This window comes from Enterobacter cloacae complex sp. ECNIH7, assembly GCF_002208095.1.
Classification (GTDB): domain Bacteria; phylum Pseudomonadota; class Gammaproteobacteria; order Enterobacterales; family Enterobacteriaceae; genus Enterobacter; species Enterobacter cloacae_M.
The window spans coordinates 4,242,087-4,257,705 of the sequence record NZ_CP017990.1; the positions used below are offsets into that span (position 1 = coordinate 4,242,087).

A 15,619-nucleotide genomic window follows, 5' to 3' on the forward strand; every position below is an offset into this window, starting at 1 on the left:
CTAGAAATAAATAAAAGAAAAGAAATAACCCAAACATCAGCAAAGAAATCAATACAGACCGGAATATGAAAATCCGGAAAGAAACCAAAAGCCACACCGAACCAATAAACGGTAATGTTGATGTGGAAAAATTCATCTGTATTACCTCTTTTTTAATGGCCGGAGAACATGTTCAACGGATTCACCAGACAGCAGTAGCAAAAGGGAAGACCCGCTTATGAGCAAAATTTCCGGGTAATCACTGAAATACTTAAAACTGATAAAACCTGTTCGTCCTGTGTGTACAAACAGACCTCTGCATTTTTCTTGTCGGACTAACTCACCAAACTGGCGGACATGTTCAGGACGAACAGCACTGGCAAATCGTTTAGCCTGGACAAGCCACCTTTCCTGACCAATCCAGAACTGACCATCAATACCACCATCACCGCTGTAACTCGGATTACGCCTGACCGGTATTCCTCGCCGCTCTATGGCGGTCAGAATCATCTCCTCGAAAACATAGGGATTAATCTTCCGTAAATATAAAACCTGCTGCCCCGCTTTCAGCTCAGGCAGTTTTAGCAACACCCTGTTAGCCGTCTGTCGATTACGCTGATGTCTGCGGACACGGGCACTTCTTGTATTACACCGCAGCCAAAAAGCTGTGAGTGAAATGAAAGCCAATAATATGAAAACCACTGTGGTCATTGCGCTAATCCATCAGCGGTAATCAGGACAGGGTAATGCGTCAGTTTCAATCGCTGTGCCAAATCACCGCCGCGAACAGGGACCATCTCAGTACCTGGCAAGAGTCCTCTAAGCGTGTTGAGCGCACTTTCAGTCGTAACATTCACTACCATTCCTGTGGCGCCCATCCCTTTCAGTTCAGCACCACGCTGCCGCAGCCAGGCTCGGGAAATATCATCATCGCCAATCACAAAAACAGGGGGCAAACCGGGTAACTGCAGAGGGCGAGACGTCACCTTTCCGGGTGTCATTTCCGGTGTATTAACGGGCAACATATCGGAAATAGACAGCGATGACGGTGGTTCAGGCAAGGAAGAAACATCGGACAAATGCGACTCCTCACCTGAATTAATCGCCTCGAATAATGGTCTGGTTGACTCCCCGCCCAGATCCCCGACCACTGTCAGCGAAGCAAAACAACTAAACGCTGCTGTAAGCAGTGATACACAAAAGATGCCATTGAAATATTTATCGATATTTTTTTTCATTGAGGTTCAACCCAGGTTAATGAGTGACTGGCCAGAGCAACCGGCCCCCCTTCAGGGACCTTAATATCAGGTGCGATCTGACTTAGCTTGCGGCGTACGATAGCCATATATTTTGCTGCCGGCTTACCACCGGCCGGGTGGTGATAACAGCCAGCAGCTTTAATCCAGCTTCCAGGCTGAGCGTCATAGCAGGCACGGAGAATTCGGGCCGCTGCACGAAGATTTGTGTAGGGATCAAAAGCATCACGAAAGGATGGGAAAAGATGCCCGTTCCACCCAAGATTGACCTGGGCTACACCGACATCGATACGCTTGAGAGGGTAGCGCTGCATAAATCCAAGAAGTGCCGCAAAGGCCTCCTCGCGGGTTTCAAAGTGGTATCCTTTCCCTGCTACATTAATAGTCCAGGGCCATGGTTTAGACCCCCATGCGGTTTTACGGGTGCTTTCGGCCATCGCCAGCGAGTAAAGCGATTCTGCCGGAACGCGCTCGGCAGCAGCAATGACCCGATAAGCCTGCGGAACTACCTGAACACTGCTATTTACATTCACGACCGCCAGGCAACCAGTGCTGACAAACCATAAACAGCAAGCCAGTTTCAGAATGCGGCAATTTGCCATCCCTCTTCTCTCTGCTGCAAAATAACTGGCATCTGACCTTGCCCATAGCGCTGCCACAAACCGCGATCATGATTTAGGGTAATTTGCCGATTACGCACTTTTTCGACTGGTATGCCATGGCTTATTGCCCATGATCTGATTTTTTCGTCGCTCACGTCATTTCCGACAAGGTAAATATCTACCGGTCTGTTGTCGGCGATAACAGCAGCAAGCCGAGCATCACAGCGTGAACATGACTCTTTGACAAATAACGCCAGTCTTCCTTGTGTGTCATGAGCGATACCCGCGGCATTCCCCATATTCACGGCCAATGTTTCAGGATAAAGACGAAGCCAGGCAGTGTTTATTTCTCGTTGAAATGCGAGTTCTTTCTCGGTACGGGCGTATTCGTGTTTTACCCACAATTCAGCCAGCCGACGGCGCTCAGATGAATTATCTGTCTCGACGCCCAGGGCAGTGAGAGGATCAAGACCAGGGGACATAATGCCTCTGGCTCCTTTCATCAACGACTGATAGCGACTCCAGTCCTCATCTGAAAGCCCCCATTGTTGACCCTGTTGCTGCGTCTGAACCTGGTTTGCTGATGATGCCTGCAGGGATGTTTGCTGACTCTGATTCGATTGAGTGGTAACTGTTGATGCCGCCACACACAGCGGCAAGGAAAGTACACCTGCCATCAAAATTCTTCTCATCTGATGCTTCATATGTCTGGTCTCTTATTGAACCTGTAAACTCTGTTGGGCACCGTTCACGCTGAAAACAGCGGTACCACTGTCCTGGATAGAACGAAGCGTCCACCCCAGCATCCCGTCTCCCGGTGAAAGCAACCGCATATCTGATATTTGGGAATTTCCACGGGGGATGACGACTGCGAACATCTGCCCGCCGCGCCGCTCAATGCCGGTCAGTACAAACGGTGCTTCAACAGCTGCGCGCCTGACTGACCGCTCAGGCTTTTTTACGATCTGGCCTGTCCCGGATTTTGAAGATGTTTTGCTCTTAGTGACTGGTTGCTGGTTCTGCTTCGATTCTTTCTGAGAAGTGTTGCTTTCAGCTTTGCTCAGCCCGGCAACTCGCGATTCAACCTGTGACAACCGTGAGTTAATGTCATCAATACGTTCAGAGTGTTCGTCTATCGCGGTACGCCGCGCCAGGGCTTCTGAGGAAAGTTTGTTAATGCTTCCTGTTAATTTTGAATGTTCCTCCTGGAAATCAGCTAACTGGTTTTGTACTGATTCAAGCCCTGATGAGACAGACTCGAGCTGCTTCTCGTGTTTCCGGCTTTGAGCTTCGAGCGAAGTAACCGAACCAGACAACTGGCTCATCTGACCGCTGCGAAAAGCGGCATCCAGGGAGTTCACCCGAATACTCAGATCAGAGATTTGCTGTGCCATGATCACAATCGTGGCCACAGAACCAACAAGAGAAACAATGAGGAATCCCAGACCTCCAATCCGGACTATTTTTTTCAGGTTAATGGGAACCAACCGGCGAGCCTCTGGCTCAGCAGGCACAACTTTCGAAGAAGTAACCTCTGGATTTTCAGGTATAACTTCTTCCGGGACGACTTGACTGACTGACATTTCAAAATCCTTATAGCTGCGCAGAACAGCCATAAGGTGCAAAAAACGTCATTCTATGGCGATGATTAACTCATCTGCCATTTCTGAAGTTTTTTTCGGCGGGGAAACCAGGTCGGAGGGGATCATCTGGAAAGGCCACTTTCATAACAGCGCAGCCAAAAACGTCCTTGTTTATGATGTGTTTGAATCCAGGGGTTCACAGAATTTCAGAGCGGATTAATAAGCACACGAGTTGGGTCATTGGCTTTGATATTGCCTGGTGGGGGGAGTCGTTCTCCAGAACGAGCAGCAAGAGCCTGAATTCTGAGAAGCTCAAAAGAGGCTTTCTGGATAACGTCTTCCTTTGTTTGCGCTTCAAGTGAAGGATGTTCAAGATCAGGGAAGCGTAAAACAATACCGTTATTGCTGCTCTCAAGTTCAGCAGGATACGGAACAAAGATCGCCGCCAGTTTCTGCGCCTGTCGTTTACGTATATCGAGTTTACTAACCAGCTGCGTCGCACGAAGGTGGGTATAGCGTTTTAGCATCGTCAGGCTCTTGTGTCCTGATATCGCTGCAATTTCCATAACATTCAGTGTTCCGAGCTCAAAGAGACGGCTTATAGCTTCGTGTCGTAGATCATGAAAATGCAAATCGACAATGCCTAAAGCCTGTATAACTTCTCGCCAGGCGCTTTTAAACCCATTGGATGTATAACTGAAAACAGGTCCGGATAGAGGGCCGGAATACTCTCTTAATACCTTTCTGGCTTTAAAAGACAACGGAACATCCCTTACGCTCCCATTTTTAGTGAGAGGCAAATGAGCGATGCCAATGTGCAGGTCGATATTCTCCCAGCGAAGTGAGAGGATCTCCCCCTGACGCATAGCCGTTTCAAGGGCCAAATGAAAAATGGCTGCCAACTCGATATTTCGTTTTGCCAGCGCCCTGCCAATCTTTCGCTCCTCCTGAGATGTCAATCTTCGGGTTCGCCCTTTGGAGGCCGGTGGTTTTCGTACATGCTCAACAGGGTTATGAGTACATGTTCCCCATTCAATTCGAGCAAGGTTATAAAGGGCAGATAGCAACGCAAGTTCAAGTCGGACACTTGCAGGGCTATTAGTTCGCCCCGTTTTACCACTTACTTCAGAGAGTCGCTGATCACGGTATTCTGCAATATCAACCGAAGTAATCTCATGCATGTATCGCCTGGCAAGAGCTGAACGCTTTATAACATTTATCCGATAAAACTCCTGCAGATGGCCCCGCTTTTGCACAGATGCACAACCGTAATATTTATCAAGAGCTACACCCAGCTCCATTTTCTTAATTCGCTGTCTGAGTTGCATCGCATATTCCTAAAAAGATTAGAAATATATCACATACTACTGTCAATCCGGTGCGTGGAAATCATCCCAAAACAAGTTCTCGATACAGGCTTTCGATGTGGGGAAAAATGTCACTAACAGTGATATTGGAATCCATGCTTATTGCTCATGGACGAACTTAAATGGTTCACCTTTTGGTGGATTTCAGAAGGTATATGCAGATAGTTCAAATCGCTGGTTTGTTACCAATACGCGATGGGGTGATTACGAATCAGGAGGGACAATCACTGTCACTTGCTTAAATCTACCTGGTGCCGGAATTTGACTGTCAATCCGGTGTGTGGCAAGGAAATGAAATTTCTACTGTTTACCCAGGATTTATTGACTATGGATCACATGTAGAAATGTTCGGAACCATATACGGTATTGGCGACGATAGCTGTGTCAACAGCGGATTTCCGGTACTGGTAAGCCAGGTTCTATCGCTTACAGGAAGTGTATCTGATCTTAGTTCTCTGGCTAATGCTGGAGTAACCTCTGCTTACTTTACAGTCATAAATGGAAGCCAATTTCGCGTTTGCGTAAAAAACAAAGATTCAAGCCGCAGCAACAACATTGCGTGGCGTGCATTAGCAATTAAATAAACCTGTCAATCCGGTGTGTGGAAATCTCAAGATTCTGGTCATTACACTGATGTCGCAATGTGGGAAACCACCTCAACAAAAGGAGTTACATATCAGGTCCCAGGTGTTCATAAATACTGCTTTATTTCTGGATTAATGTCGGCAGGTGACAATGGTACATGCCGTGTATATCCGTCCGGTTCTTCGTGGTGGCTTGACCTGATCGGTTACAACGGAAGCAGCACTCAAAGATGTTGGGTAAGCTGTATCGATTGAACTGTCAATCCGGTGTGTGGAAAAACAATGCTGAAATCGGTGATTTGTTCTTCTCTCCTGATATCGGCTCCGGTCAATCACGTAATATTGGGCAACATAAATATTGTGCATTGTCTCAGACACGATTCGATTACAACAATTACCGTGCCTGCGTTTTGGTAAGAAACTCAAATGGCACATGGACCTTGTCGGCTCCAAAGGTTGGTAATGGGCAAGCGAATTGCGTTGCCGTCTGTTTCTGACAACTGATTTGGCGTCTAATTAGTGGCGCAGTTTGCTATAGCCTGGAAGCACGCTGCACCTTTCGAATTGTTCGGTAAAACGATGTAAAACCGGTCATTTACAGGATCAAGAACCATTGAGTCGGGTGAGTTATGGTTGGAACCATCAGACCAACTTTTTAAAGCATAAGAACCACCTATTGCCACTGTACCTGACGGACAATAAGCAGATGCAACCGCTTTGTTGGCGCAGGTGGTTTCGCCAAAAACGGTTTGCATTTTGATTTTTGATGCGGCTGTCCACACACCGGATTGACAGGAAAGTATGGCTCCAGTGGCGTCGCGGCTTACAAGGCCGTTTGGTGAACAAACTGCGCCAGCAGTATTGACTCCGTCGAGCTGCAAAACTTCTCCTGTAGAAAGTCTTCCATCAGCCCGCACACTTCCGCCACGAACCTGACCGCTTGTGTAAATATTCTTATTATTTATGACTCGAACCCAGTCATTATCTGACATATAAAAACCGCCGCCATACGTTTCATTTAGCCATCCCTTACTCCCTCGAGTTATGAACCAGCCATTATTTGAACGTATGTCGTTGTTAGCCGTTATTGTATTTCCTGCGGTGACGTTTGAACCGGCAGTAACATTCTGTCCTGTAACAGTTCCATTCGCAGTTATATTTCCAGTGGCCGCCACATCGCCACTGAAATTACCCGTTACGGCATTAATCGTGCCTGCGTTATTAAGATTGTTACCTCCCATATCAATACTGGTATGCATCGTGTTGAGGTCTGGCTTGCCGGTTACCGAAAAACGATAAAGGCGATCATTTTCACCGCGAGCAGCGCCCAGTTCATCTGTGGTCAGTAAAGCCGCAATATGTCCCTGAGTTGTACTTATCCCAAACTGTGAAAGAGGAATAGTCCAGCTGCCCATAGCGCCGGTAGCAGTACCTGATGTCCATATATAGCCGCCCATACCCGAGGTGATATCCATTGATATCTGGCGCAGTGCGAGAAAAGGCAGTGCCGCGCCGTTTTGAGTGTAAACCAGTGCCTGCAGCTGATCTGTATTAGTGGCATTACGAACAACAGCAGCCAGATAAGCCTGTCCGTCTACTGTCGTCTCGCTGAACCCCTGCTCCAGAAATCCGGTGTTTTTCAGCATAGCGGGTGTAACCGTAACCGGGGTCGTGGTGGTGGCACTTGAAAGCAAAGTATCGTAATAACGGCCAGTGTAGCTCTTCACAGCTTGTGTAAAGCGAGATACCTGTGACGCGGTATTCAGCCAGGTCCGTTTTTGCATCCAGTCACTGATAAGGGTAAAGCCCCAGACGCTGACCACCAGGAGAATAATCAATGAAGCACCAGTGCTGAGGATAGCCCAGCCCCGGTCAGTCGTTTTATATGTGAACACAGGCATCACCATGTAATAAGCGGTTGATACAATTTAAACAGGGTCACAGAAATCGCGCCGGCGCACAGCCAGGGTCCCATCGGCCCTCCTTCAGTTATGCGACGAACAGATATCTGCCAGAGCACAAAGAGCACCACGCCGATCAGCAGAGCATTAAGCCCCTCTCGCCCTCCCAACCAGGCCGCAATAGCACCGGCCAACCAGACATCGCCAAGCCCCAGACACTCACGGGCATGAATCCTAAAGGTGACATAACGCCAGACGCCAAAAATCACCAGCGCAGTGGTAGCTGTGAGGAAGTGCCCTATAAAGCCGGGAGCGATAAGAGCGGAAACAAGACCGGCAATAAGACACCTTATCGTCAATTCTCGAGGCAGAAATCCTGTGAACGCATCGGTAAGCGTCAACCTGAAAAGAAAGAGGCAGAACAACAGAGACATCAGTCGCTCCAGTAGCGGCACAGGGGACAGCATCATGCCAGTTGCCGCTGTAGCGTAAAGCCAGATGAAGCCGGTGGATGCAGGGGCGAAAAAAACAGCAAACCATTCCTGATCATCATCCAATATCATCAGGCTGAGACGAACCAGGCTCCTCATAAAACTGAATAAGCTGAGGCATAGAGGAAAAATGATAATGACAGTTGCCCAGGGCATACTCAGCGTCAGCAGTGTCACAGTTTTATTCCCCGTTCATTAAGTAAAAGCCGACGATAAATGGCATAAATCCGGTTGGCATAGGACTCGCGAGTTTCGTGCCGGTCCTTACGAAAACCTGCGTTATAAGAGCCAAGACAGTTCCAGCTTATGCCGCATACCTGAAAATGCTTCGCCAGTATCCAGGTACCTATCTGAACGTTGAGGCACGGACGGTTCAGGAGGTCCTGTGAGCTGCGAATGTAACCCTGCGCTATCAGCGAAGCGATATGCGATGAATTAACCTGCATCAGTCCATAATCGGTACTGAGTGCCTGCCCGGTCTTTTTGTCACGATTAATATTTGTGACATCCGGTCGCAGGCTGCTTTCACCTATGGCTATTGCCTTAACCAGTAGCGGGTCAATGTGGTATTTAGCGCCCGCCGATTCAAAGCAGAATGCATCCACCCGTGGGCAAACCAAAATCAGCAGCAGAAAAGCGGACAGGCGCAGCATGTCATCAGCCGTTATGGGTGAAGACCAGTGTATTGTTACCTGTCATTCCGCTGTCTGATGAGCAGGATTTGCCTGCCTCTTCTGCACTGACCAGACCGTCACTGTAATCGGTACTGTTAATGGTGATAGCACTGAATGCTCCACCGGAACCGAGTTGAGTAGTGATAGAGATGCAGTCTGCCTGCGGAACTTTCTGCGATGTAACTGAAAATCCATTGTTAAATCCATTCGATGCCACAGGTGCCAGAACGACCTGACCACCATAACCGTTCCACATCGTAGCGGTACCGGAACTGGCTGTTCCCTGGATAGTCCAGCCAGCCTTTGGTGCGCCCCCCTGCTGGATAAGCGTTCCCGTCATAGTTGTACCGCTCGTAAAGTTATATCCCCCCTGCGCCTGCTTAAGCTGCTGCGCGTTTGTCACGACGGTCTGGAGATTTGAAACCTCAACGGCAACGGACTTTTTCCCCCAAAGACTCCAGACCAGAGCACCAACTATAGCCAGTACGATAATCGTCCCGATCGCAATGGTACCGTGTTCAAGAATGCCCCAGCCCCGGTCAGGCTGATGTTGGCGATGTGGTAATGTCTGAGCTGACATGGCGGTTCCTTAGTGTAAGTTGAAAGTGTTCATGTCCTGAATCTGCATCACCATCATCAGGATGAGTAAGAAGAAACTCATAATCAGAACGAGAGAAAAGAGTTTGGTGGCATTCGCCCGACGCGCGACGCGCGCGAGCGCCTGTTCCAGCCAGCGGTCCGCATAATTGGTGATGAGCGAAGCAGCACCATCCCCCTTATCCAGAAGAGAGAGATAGTTCACAGCCTCACGGCTCGGAAAATCATATCCGCTGTTACGCAGAGCTCTGCCAAGTGAATCGCCTTCACTCATGCACTCCATCGCTGCCTCGATGCGTTCCTGCAGCCAGGGCGGTGCAAAACCGTTAAGGATCTGCAAAGCTTTGAGTTCCTGGACACCCGAACCAAGAAGCGCGCCAATATTCATAAGGAATACAGCTCCCTGCAGGTCTTTATAAACAGACCATGGTAGTAACCAGTCAGCACAGCGCCTGAGACGGCCGCGCCAGCGGGGCAACGACCAGAAAGACAGCAGCACAAGCCCTGCGGCTGTAGCGGCAGAAGCAACACCCCACTCGGAACTCCACTTCGCTACTCCATTCATAAACCCGAGTGCACCGGTCCAGCGAGCTGGATCGGACATTTTGCTCATGGTGGGAACAAGTGCGAGATTGTTGGCCAGTAGTAGCCCCGTACTCAGGATGGCAAGCGCGGCAGGAAATACTGACGCAAAAATTACCTGCCCAAGAATTCGCCGACGGGCAACAATCAACTTATCAGCCTGCATCAGCGCGGCAGGAATATTACCGGTTTCCATTCCGGCGCTGATAAGCGCGGCCTCTTCGTAAGGTGCCCAGGCAGCCAGAACATCCTGCAGCGCGCGGCCAGGACGGTTGTCGTTCACACCCTCGATGCAGTCCTGAACAAGTTCATAATAAGGATGCCAGCGCCTGCCAAAATCAGTATGTACATCGCCGATCATGGTCAGCGCGTCTTTCAGGGCCTTACGGTTTTCAAGAAGAAAGCGCAGCGTTTCGTAAAATGGCTGGCGGTATTTCCCAGTAAAAGTGGCTCTGACAAGCCGGTAGCGAATCCTTTCAGGGAACGACATTTCCCGGGATGGATAAAAATGGCTGTCACTTTCCATCAGGCACCTCACAATCCATGATGTCATCCTCATCCAGCGGACAGATGAGATCGCCTTCCAGCGGATCAACAAGACCCTCTGCCAGATAACGCAACAGATGCATGCGGCGAGTAATCCCCCCCTGGTTTATCCAGTACTTTCTGGCAACTGAAGGCCCATGTGAAAGCCAAAGTTGCATCAGGCGAGCATCTGTCCGGACAACTTCGGCAATAGCTGTTCGCCCTGTAACGCCACGACTGATAATGCGTCCGGTCAGTGGTACCGTTTTCCGGCAGTGTTCACATCCCTCATAGTTGCGGAAGAAGAGATTTTTCGGTTCGCACAAGCCCGCGACAGAACAATATTTTTCGAGACGCGCGCGGGTTTCTTCATCAAGCTCAGGGACTTTGACTTCCCACGGTACCCGGCAGTGTTCACACAACAGCGGCACCAGACGCTGGCCAATCAGGCCGGTGATGAGTGCAGCATCCGCCAGAAGGTGGCGATCAATACCGAAATGCTCCATACGACGCAGGGAGCCGATAGGGCTCTGGGTGTGCAGGGTCGACAGCACCAGGTGGCCGGTTTCACTGGCGAAAATGGCGGCGAGAAGGGAATACAGGTCACGGATCTCACCGTTCAGGATGGCATCCGGATCGAGACGAAGTGCAGAGGCGTTTCCGTTACTCCAGGCGCGGCTGATGGCCTCCGGTGAATTGTCTTCAGGCATAACGGGGGTCTGAATACCACCCGGAATACGCCCCTCGGGCGGGTTTTCCAGCGTGAGCAGGCGCTTTTTACCGCCGGTCAGTTTCAGCCAGATATCACTGAACACGCGCAGCGTGGCGCTCTTCCCTGAACCAGTAGGCCCGGTCAGCAGCGTCATGCCTTCCGGCATACGCAGGATCTGCATGATGAGCTTAATCTGCTCAGGCAAAAAACCCAGTTGCGGCAGCGTCGGTATATTGTCCCCGTCATCCGGGATCAGACGCATGACCACTATCAGCCCATCCGGAGTAGGACGGTGTTCGTAGCGGGCGCCATAGAGGCCGGCGCGGCGGGCGAACTTTGCATCGATGCGCCCTGACTGCTCACGACCGGCAAAGAATGACTGCTCGCGCACGTCGCACATGGAAAGATAAGATGTGGAGGCCAGCGTCATACCCTCCACATCTTTCACTTCATCCACCACCTCCAGCTCGCCGTGAATACGCAACTGAACGATGCAAATCTTGCGATCACCGCTTATTTCCATATGAATATCAGAGGCATTAAAGTCGTTACCCAGCCTCATATAGCTGATGACCTTATCCTGCGACACACTGACGTCACGGTTACTTAGATCCGCCTCGCTCACACCCTGGTTAAGCCCACGGCCCTGACGTTCTGCCACTTCACGCCGCCGGTTCAGTTCGCTGAGTGTAACAAACTCAGTTTTTGCATCAGCCCATGTCCGGGTGACATCCATAACCCAGCGCTGTATGTCAGGGTCTTTTCGCCGGTTGCCGTCGATGAGTAGCGTAACCCCTCCAGACGGATGCTGCTCGGCAAAGACAAAATCCATGATTTCTTTATCAGGAGACATCATCACCTCAGAATGAAAGTTCAGAATTGTCGCTGAGGCGTACGATCGTGGACGTAACCTCCGTGACCCGCTTTGAGGTTCCGGGAAGCTGATCGCCTTTTGCTACTTCTGTGACTCCGCCATCAGGCAGAACAATGCGTGCACGCAACTGCGAGCCACGGCCGTAAATCTCCTGAAGGCGCACACCACCGGTCCGCTTTTCACCGACTGCACTGGCAGTCTGTTGTGAAGGAGCTGGCTGCGCCATAAGCGGCATGGCAGGCTGGGCGGCAGTAGACAGATAATTCCTGTCAGTACTCTGTCCGGACTGGCTTTCACGCAGCTGCTGCTCCAGACGCGCCGTCTGCACTTTCTGCTCCAGAATGAGGTTGCGCGCCTGAGCTGCTTCAAGTTCGCCAAGCGTAACGTTCGGCGGAAGCGCATCACTGGTTACGGTTGCCACTGCCTGCCCGCAGAACAGAGCGGACAGCAGCAGGCCCGTTCCCGCGGGATTAATTCTGCGCATAAATGCTCCCCTTCATGGTGTAGTCGAACTGCCCCTGCGGGCTCATGGTGATTGACACGCTGTTCAGGCGGAGCCCGGTCGCATCAAAATCCTGCAGCAGACGTTCAGGCTGCAAACGCGAGCTGACAGTAAAAGTGAATTCGCGCCAGTCCTGTACGGGCATGGTTTTCTCTTGTCCTGGCGCGACCGCTGGCGGTTTCACTTCACTGAACTTGACTTCCAGGTTGCGGCGCTGCAGGTGCGAAATGAAACGCATCAGTTGGGCATCCGCGCCAGGCAAGGCCTCGTCGGTATACTCACTTACGCTGTATTTCCGGAAGGGAATGAATACGTCGCCGTTTTTACCTCCCTCCTGAAGGTTGAAAACAGCAGAATGCCCAAGAAGCACCCTCGCGCGGTGGGAGAAATCCTCCACCGTAGCACCAGGTGTGGCGAGGTAACGCAAGCGCAGGCCTTCAGGGACACATTCACCGTCCGTAAAGCGCCAGCCAGCCACCGAGGCGAAAAGTGGTTCGCGTGTCAGCCAGCAATTACCAAGTAAAAGCGAAACTGGTGGCTGAGAGGCCCATGGATGTGGCGCTCGGGCTGGCGCAGCTGGCTTATCAGCAGACATCGCCATTCGGGCGCGAAACTCTGCCATTGCAGCAGCCTGTTCCGCTTTTTGCTGAACGTCGTCGTACCAGTAAATTCCTGCTGCTGCCACGAGTGTAATAAGCGCAGCAGGCATAATAAGCGACATCGTCGTCAGGCGCTTACCCAGGCGGCAACGCTTCAGTTGCGAACGGTTCAGCCTGTCAGTGAGCGAGGTTGCATCACAATTATCATCTGCGGTTGCAGCACAGCGCAGACCCGGTGTATCAGCATCGTTAAAACGCAGGAAGTTTTCTGCTGCTGATTCTATCTTCGCGCGTGAACCGGTCACATCACCCATGACAGAAAGCTGCCCACCGCTGGCTGCAAAGAAAACCCAGAGATCTTCGTTGCGGCTGAGGCGGTATATCCCCCATGTATTTCCCCCTTCAGACAGCAGGAATGCTACTGCAAGAGAGTAAGGGCTACGTCGCACACGCCCGGGGGAAACGACCCCCATCATTGATGCGTTACGCCTGCCGGCAACTACTACATGCGTGTCAGGTGAGGCTTTTCCCCGGAATCGCGTTAACAGTGCGCTCCGCTGCTGCTCCCAATGAAGTCCTGCCATCCAGTCGCGACGGTTGTGGGTGACGCGAATGCCGCTACGGAGTGAAGATTTTTTCTTTGATGACATGGATTACCTCAGCAGAACAGGGGTGATCATAATCACGAGCGTGTTACGACCGCGCGTACCGTTCTGGCCACCGCCCAGGATAAAGTTGTCGGGTGTGAATGTTCCCTGCTTGTTTGCAGAAAGGTTCTGTTGCTCAGATCCGGTTAATACCAGTGTCTGGCCTGAGCGCAGGTTAACTTTACGTGCCAGCCCCTGTGTCGAGGTATTCGGTATATCGTTACGGGTATTCCCGTCCCTACTGATAAATTTCTCTATCTGCGGTGGACTGGTATAGCTAAAAGCGAACTGCAGTTGCACGTCACCGTTTTCCTGGATGAACGGCAGCATGGTCATGAACAAACCGGTGGTGATTGTGGTTACGGTCTGTGAGGAAGTAACCCCGACATTAGCTGTTGCAGTTGAACTGGAACTTGTCAGAACGCCCTGTTGGTTTGAGAGCTGATAAGCTACCGGCGTCAAATTTGCTGTTGGGTCGGTCTGGTTCAGCGCCATGCTGACGTTGCCCTGCTCGGAAAGCGCTTTAATCAGCAGGCTGGAGCCGGAAAATTTGGCGGCATTGCCTGTTGCCGTGTCGAGAATCGAAATGCCGGCACTGCCTGCTGAAGTCGAAGCATTGGCCATTGAACCGGTCAGAGTGGCGCCAAAATTGTGCAGGGATTTGTATACGAGCCCCCAGTCAAGACCCAGTTGCTCATTACGCGTCTGGTTGACGCTGACAATCTGTATGTTGAGCTGGACCTGCCTGCTTAGAACCTTATTCTGATACTCAATGTAACGACCAATACGCTCCAGAACGTCCGGTGTGTCAGTAACACTCAACGTGCCAGTAGTTGCTGAAAGCCAGAAACGACCAGATTTTGGCGTCAGCATCTGCTCGATGGTTTTACGAATGTCGTCGTACAGGTCGCTGTTCATGCCATAATCGGTCTTCTGATTAGAGCTAATGTCTCCGCTAGTCCCCCCCGATGTGCCGCCACCGCTGCCCAGCTGATTGCCAGAGCCGGAGTTAATTGATGCGCTACTGTTTACTTTCGTATTCAGGATAACGAGCTGAAAAGTGCGGGTATCCTGTCGATAAAAATAAACTCCGTTTCCGTCACTGCGCCATGACAGCCCGTACCCGCTGGCTTCGACATCGAGCAGATCACGAACATCTCCCTGGAATTTAAGGCCACGCATGAGCGCCGGTGATGGCTGAACGGAGACGGGCTGAGCTGACGTAGCCCCCATCTGTGCCAGGGGAACCCGACCATTGTCATCCGGCGCCGGCAGTTGACCACTCATCTGAGAAGTTACCACGCTGCCGGTACTCACGTTGCTCAGCGCAGCAAATGCATCTGGTGTGATGGAGACTCGTATACCACATAGCGCAGTGATGCGCTGTCCCAGCTCAGGCAGTGAAATGCCGTCAGGACGATTAATCGTTATCTGACAGGGAGGCAGATTCTTTTCGTCCGGAGTGGAGACCACCGGCGTGACTGGCTGCAGGTTTACCCAGGGCTTATCCATCCAGACAACAGTTGGTTGTGATATGGACTGACGACTCTGCAACACTCGCTGAGCCGTATCGGCCTGCCCAACGGCTTCCTTGTCTATTTTGCTGATTTCATTCAGCGAACATGATGACAGCACAAACGCAGCGGTAAGTACTGTCAGGCAGAAAGGTATACGCGGCATCCGCAGCTCCCTGATTCTGTTAGTTAAGATAAACAATGCTGCCTTCCGTCACACCGGACGGCAGAGACAGGTTCATATCAGTGCCATCCGCCATCCGCAGACGACCGCCTCTGACGGTCAGGGCAAGCGCAGAAGTCACTGAGCGGGCGCGCAACGCGGCATAAACACCGTCTGTTTCAGGTACCCAGATCCACAGGCGACCGTTCTGAATAATGCTTTTGATACGACTGTCTGGTAACGGCACCATTCCAGTCAGTGCGGTTGATACGGGGCCATCTGTTATGGACCGCCCGTGACGCCAGTTATTTACGACATCAGCAGTCCGAAGCATGTCTGCTGCAAGCTGTTCAGGCTGAGTCTGCTGCAGCGCAAGCCGTACATGCTCTGATGAGTGGTGCTGTGCATCACCGGCTATCAAGATGATGACAAGACAAAGCGCGAAAACTGGCAGCGCATATCCCATA

At 51.1% G+C, this 15,619-nt stretch carries 16 protein-coding genes; all 16 read right to left on the bottom strand.

Annotated elements, in window-relative coordinates; translation table 11 throughout:
• Positions 1-141 precede the first annotated feature (141 nt).
• Positions 142-690: a restriction endonuclease gene (locus WM95_RS20995; RefSeq protein WP_032676577.1), complete on the bottom strand. Its 549-nt coding sequence runs from the start codon at positions 688-690 to the stop codon at positions 142-144.
• On the bottom strand, positions 687-1,217 hold the full coding sequence (locus WM95_RS21000; protein ID WP_032676576.1) for an integrating conjugative element protein: 531 nt from the start codon (positions 1,215-1,217) through the stop codon (positions 687-689). Before WM95_RS21000 ends, WM95_RS20995 begins: the two co-directional genes overlap by 4 nt.
• Complete coding sequence (locus WM95_RS21005) at positions 1,214-1,837, bottom strand: transglycosylase SLT domain-containing protein (protein WP_032676575.1); 624 nt, start codon at positions 1,835-1,837, stop codon at positions 1,214-1,216. Before WM95_RS21005 ends, WM95_RS21000 begins: the two co-directional genes overlap by 4 nt.
• Complete coding sequence (locus WM95_RS21010; protein WP_088545055.1) at positions 1,816-2,529, bottom strand: TIGR03759 family integrating conjugative element protein; 714 nt, start codon at positions 2,527-2,529, stop codon at positions 1,816-1,818. Before WM95_RS21010 ends, WM95_RS21005 begins: the two co-directional genes overlap by 22 nt.
• 24 nt (positions 2,530-2,553) lie before the next feature.
• Positions 2,554-3,420, bottom strand: a complete 867-nt coding sequence (locus tag WM95_RS21015; RefSeq protein ID WP_032676574.1) for a hypothetical protein — start codon at positions 3,418-3,420, stop codon at positions 2,554-2,556.
• A 206-nt stretch (positions 3,421-3,626) separates the two neighbouring features.
• A complete protein-coding gene (locus WM95_RS21020) occupies positions 3,627-4,748 on the bottom strand; it encodes a site-specific integrase (RefSeq protein ID WP_032676573.1) in 1,122 nt (373 codons plus the stop codon).
• 1,135 nt (positions 4,749-5,883) lie between these two features.
• Positions 5,884-7,272 (bottom strand): shufflon system plasmid conjugative transfer pilus tip adhesin PilV, encoded by a 1,389-nt coding sequence (gene pilV, locus WM95_RS21030; protein WP_032676572.1) that lies wholly within the window; start codon positions 7,270-7,272, stop codon positions 5,884-5,886.
• The gene (locus WM95_RS21035) at positions 7,272-7,940 is read right to left on the bottom strand and encodes a prepilin peptidase (RefSeq protein ID WP_032676571.1); all 669 of its coding nucleotides are present in this window, start codon (positions 7,938-7,940) and stop codon (positions 7,272-7,274) included. The genes pilV and WM95_RS21035 overlap by 1 nt, the downstream gene beginning before the upstream one ends.
• Entirely contained in the window at positions 7,937-8,416 is a 480-nt protein-coding gene (locus WM95_RS21040; RefSeq protein WP_032676569.1) for a lytic transglycosylase domain-containing protein, read from the bottom strand. Before WM95_RS21040 ends, WM95_RS21035 begins: the two co-directional genes overlap by 4 nt.
• Positions 8,417-8,420: 4 nt before the next feature.
• Positions 8,421-9,017, bottom strand: coding sequence for a type 4 pilus major pilin (locus tag WM95_RS21045; RefSeq protein WP_032676568.1), 597 nt, complete (start codon positions 9,015-9,017; stop codon positions 8,421-8,423).
• A 9-nt stretch (positions 9,018-9,026) separates the two neighbouring features.
• Complete coding sequence (locus tag WM95_RS21050; RefSeq protein ID WP_032676566.1) at positions 9,027-10,142, bottom strand: type II secretion system F family protein; 1,116 nt, start codon at positions 10,140-10,142, stop codon at positions 9,027-9,029.
• Positions 10,132-11,706 (bottom strand): GspE/PulE family protein, encoded by a 1,575-nt coding sequence (locus WM95_RS21055; RefSeq protein WP_032676564.1) that lies wholly within the window; start codon positions 11,704-11,706, stop codon positions 10,132-10,134. The genes WM95_RS21050 and WM95_RS21055 overlap by 11 nt, the downstream gene beginning before the upstream one ends.
• A gap of 7 nt (positions 11,707-11,713) precedes the next feature.
• A complete protein-coding gene (gene pilP / locus WM95_RS21060; RefSeq protein WP_001252747.1) occupies positions 11,714-12,211 on the bottom strand; it encodes a type IV pilus biogenesis protein PilP in 498 nt (165 codons plus the stop codon).
• Entirely contained in the window at positions 12,198-13,478 is a 1,281-nt protein-coding gene (gene pilO2, locus WM95_RS21065) for a type 4b pilus protein PilO2 (protein WP_071886859.1), read from the bottom strand. Before pilO2 ends, pilP begins: the two co-directional genes overlap by 14 nt.
• A gap of 3 nt (positions 13,479-13,481) precedes the next feature.
• Positions 13,482-15,155 carry a PilN family type IVB pilus formation outer membrane protein gene (gene pilN, locus WM95_RS21070; protein ID WP_088544976.1) on the bottom strand — a complete coding sequence of 558 codons (1,674 nt, stop codon included), beginning with the start codon at positions 15,153-15,155 and terminating at the stop codon, positions 13,482-13,484.
• A gap of 19 nt (positions 15,156-15,174) precedes the next feature.
• Positions 15,175-15,618, bottom strand: a complete 444-nt coding sequence (gene pilM, locus WM95_RS21075) for a type IV pilus biogenesis protein PilM (protein WP_032676561.1) — start codon at positions 15,616-15,618, stop codon at positions 15,175-15,177.
• Position 15,619: the final 1 nt, after the last annotated feature.

Excerpts from the sequence above, each read along its gene's own strand:
- WM95_RS21000 (WP_032676576.1), bottom strand. The coding sequence starts at position 1,217 with ATGAAAAAAAATATCGATAAATATTTCAATGGCATCTTTTGTGTATCA.
- WM95_RS20995 (WP_032676577.1), bottom strand. The coding sequence starts at position 690 with ATGACCACAGTGGTTTTCATATTATTGGCTTTCATTTCACTCACAGCT.
- pilO2 (WP_071886859.1), bottom strand. The coding sequence starts at position 13,478 with ATGTCATCAAAGAAAAAATCTTCACTCCGTAGCGGCATTCGCGTCACC.
- WM95_RS21015 (WP_032676574.1), bottom strand. The coding sequence starts at position 3,420 with ATGTCAGTCAGTCAAGTCGTCCCGGAAGAAGTTATACCTGAAAATCCA.
- pilP (WP_001252747.1), bottom strand. The coding sequence starts at position 12,211 with ATGCGCAGAATTAATCCCGCGGGAACGGGCCTGCTGCTGTCCGCTCTG.
- pilM (WP_032676561.1), bottom strand. The coding sequence starts at position 15,618 with ATGGGATATGCGCTGCCAGTTTTCGCGCTTTGTCTTGTCATCATCTTG.
- WM95_RS21050 (WP_032676566.1), bottom strand. The coding sequence starts at position 10,142 with ATGGAAAGTGACAGCCATTTTTATCCATCCCGGGAAATGTCGTTCCCT.
- WM95_RS21040 (WP_032676569.1), bottom strand. The coding sequence starts at position 8,416 with ATGCTGCGCCTGTCCGCTTTTCTGCTGCTGATTTTGGTTTGCCCACGG.
- WM95_RS21010 (WP_088545055.1), bottom strand. The coding sequence starts at position 2,529 with ATGAGAAGAATTTTGATGGCAGGTGTACTTTCCTTGCCGCTGTGTGTG.
- pilV (WP_032676572.1), bottom strand. The coding sequence starts at position 7,272 with ATGCCTGTGTTCACATATAAAACGACTGACCGGGGCTGGGCTATCCTC.
- WM95_RS21045 (WP_032676568.1), bottom strand. The coding sequence starts at position 9,017 with ATGTCAGCTCAGACATTACCACATCGCCAACATCAGCCTGACCGGGGC.
- WM95_RS21055 (WP_032676564.1), bottom strand. The coding sequence starts at position 11,706 with ATGTCTCCTGATAAAGAAATCATGGATTTTGTCTTTGCCGAGCAGCAT.
- pilN (WP_088544976.1), bottom strand. The coding sequence starts at position 15,155 with ATGCCGCGTATACCTTTCTGCCTGACAGTACTTACCGCTGCGTTTGTG.
- WM95_RS21020 (WP_032676573.1), bottom strand. The coding sequence starts at position 4,748 with ATGCAACTCAGACAGCGAATTAAGAAAATGGAGCTGGGTGTAGCTCTT.
- WM95_RS21005 (WP_032676575.1), bottom strand. The coding sequence starts at position 1,837 with ATGGCAAATTGCCGCATTCTGAAACTGGCTTGCTGTTTATGGTTTGTC.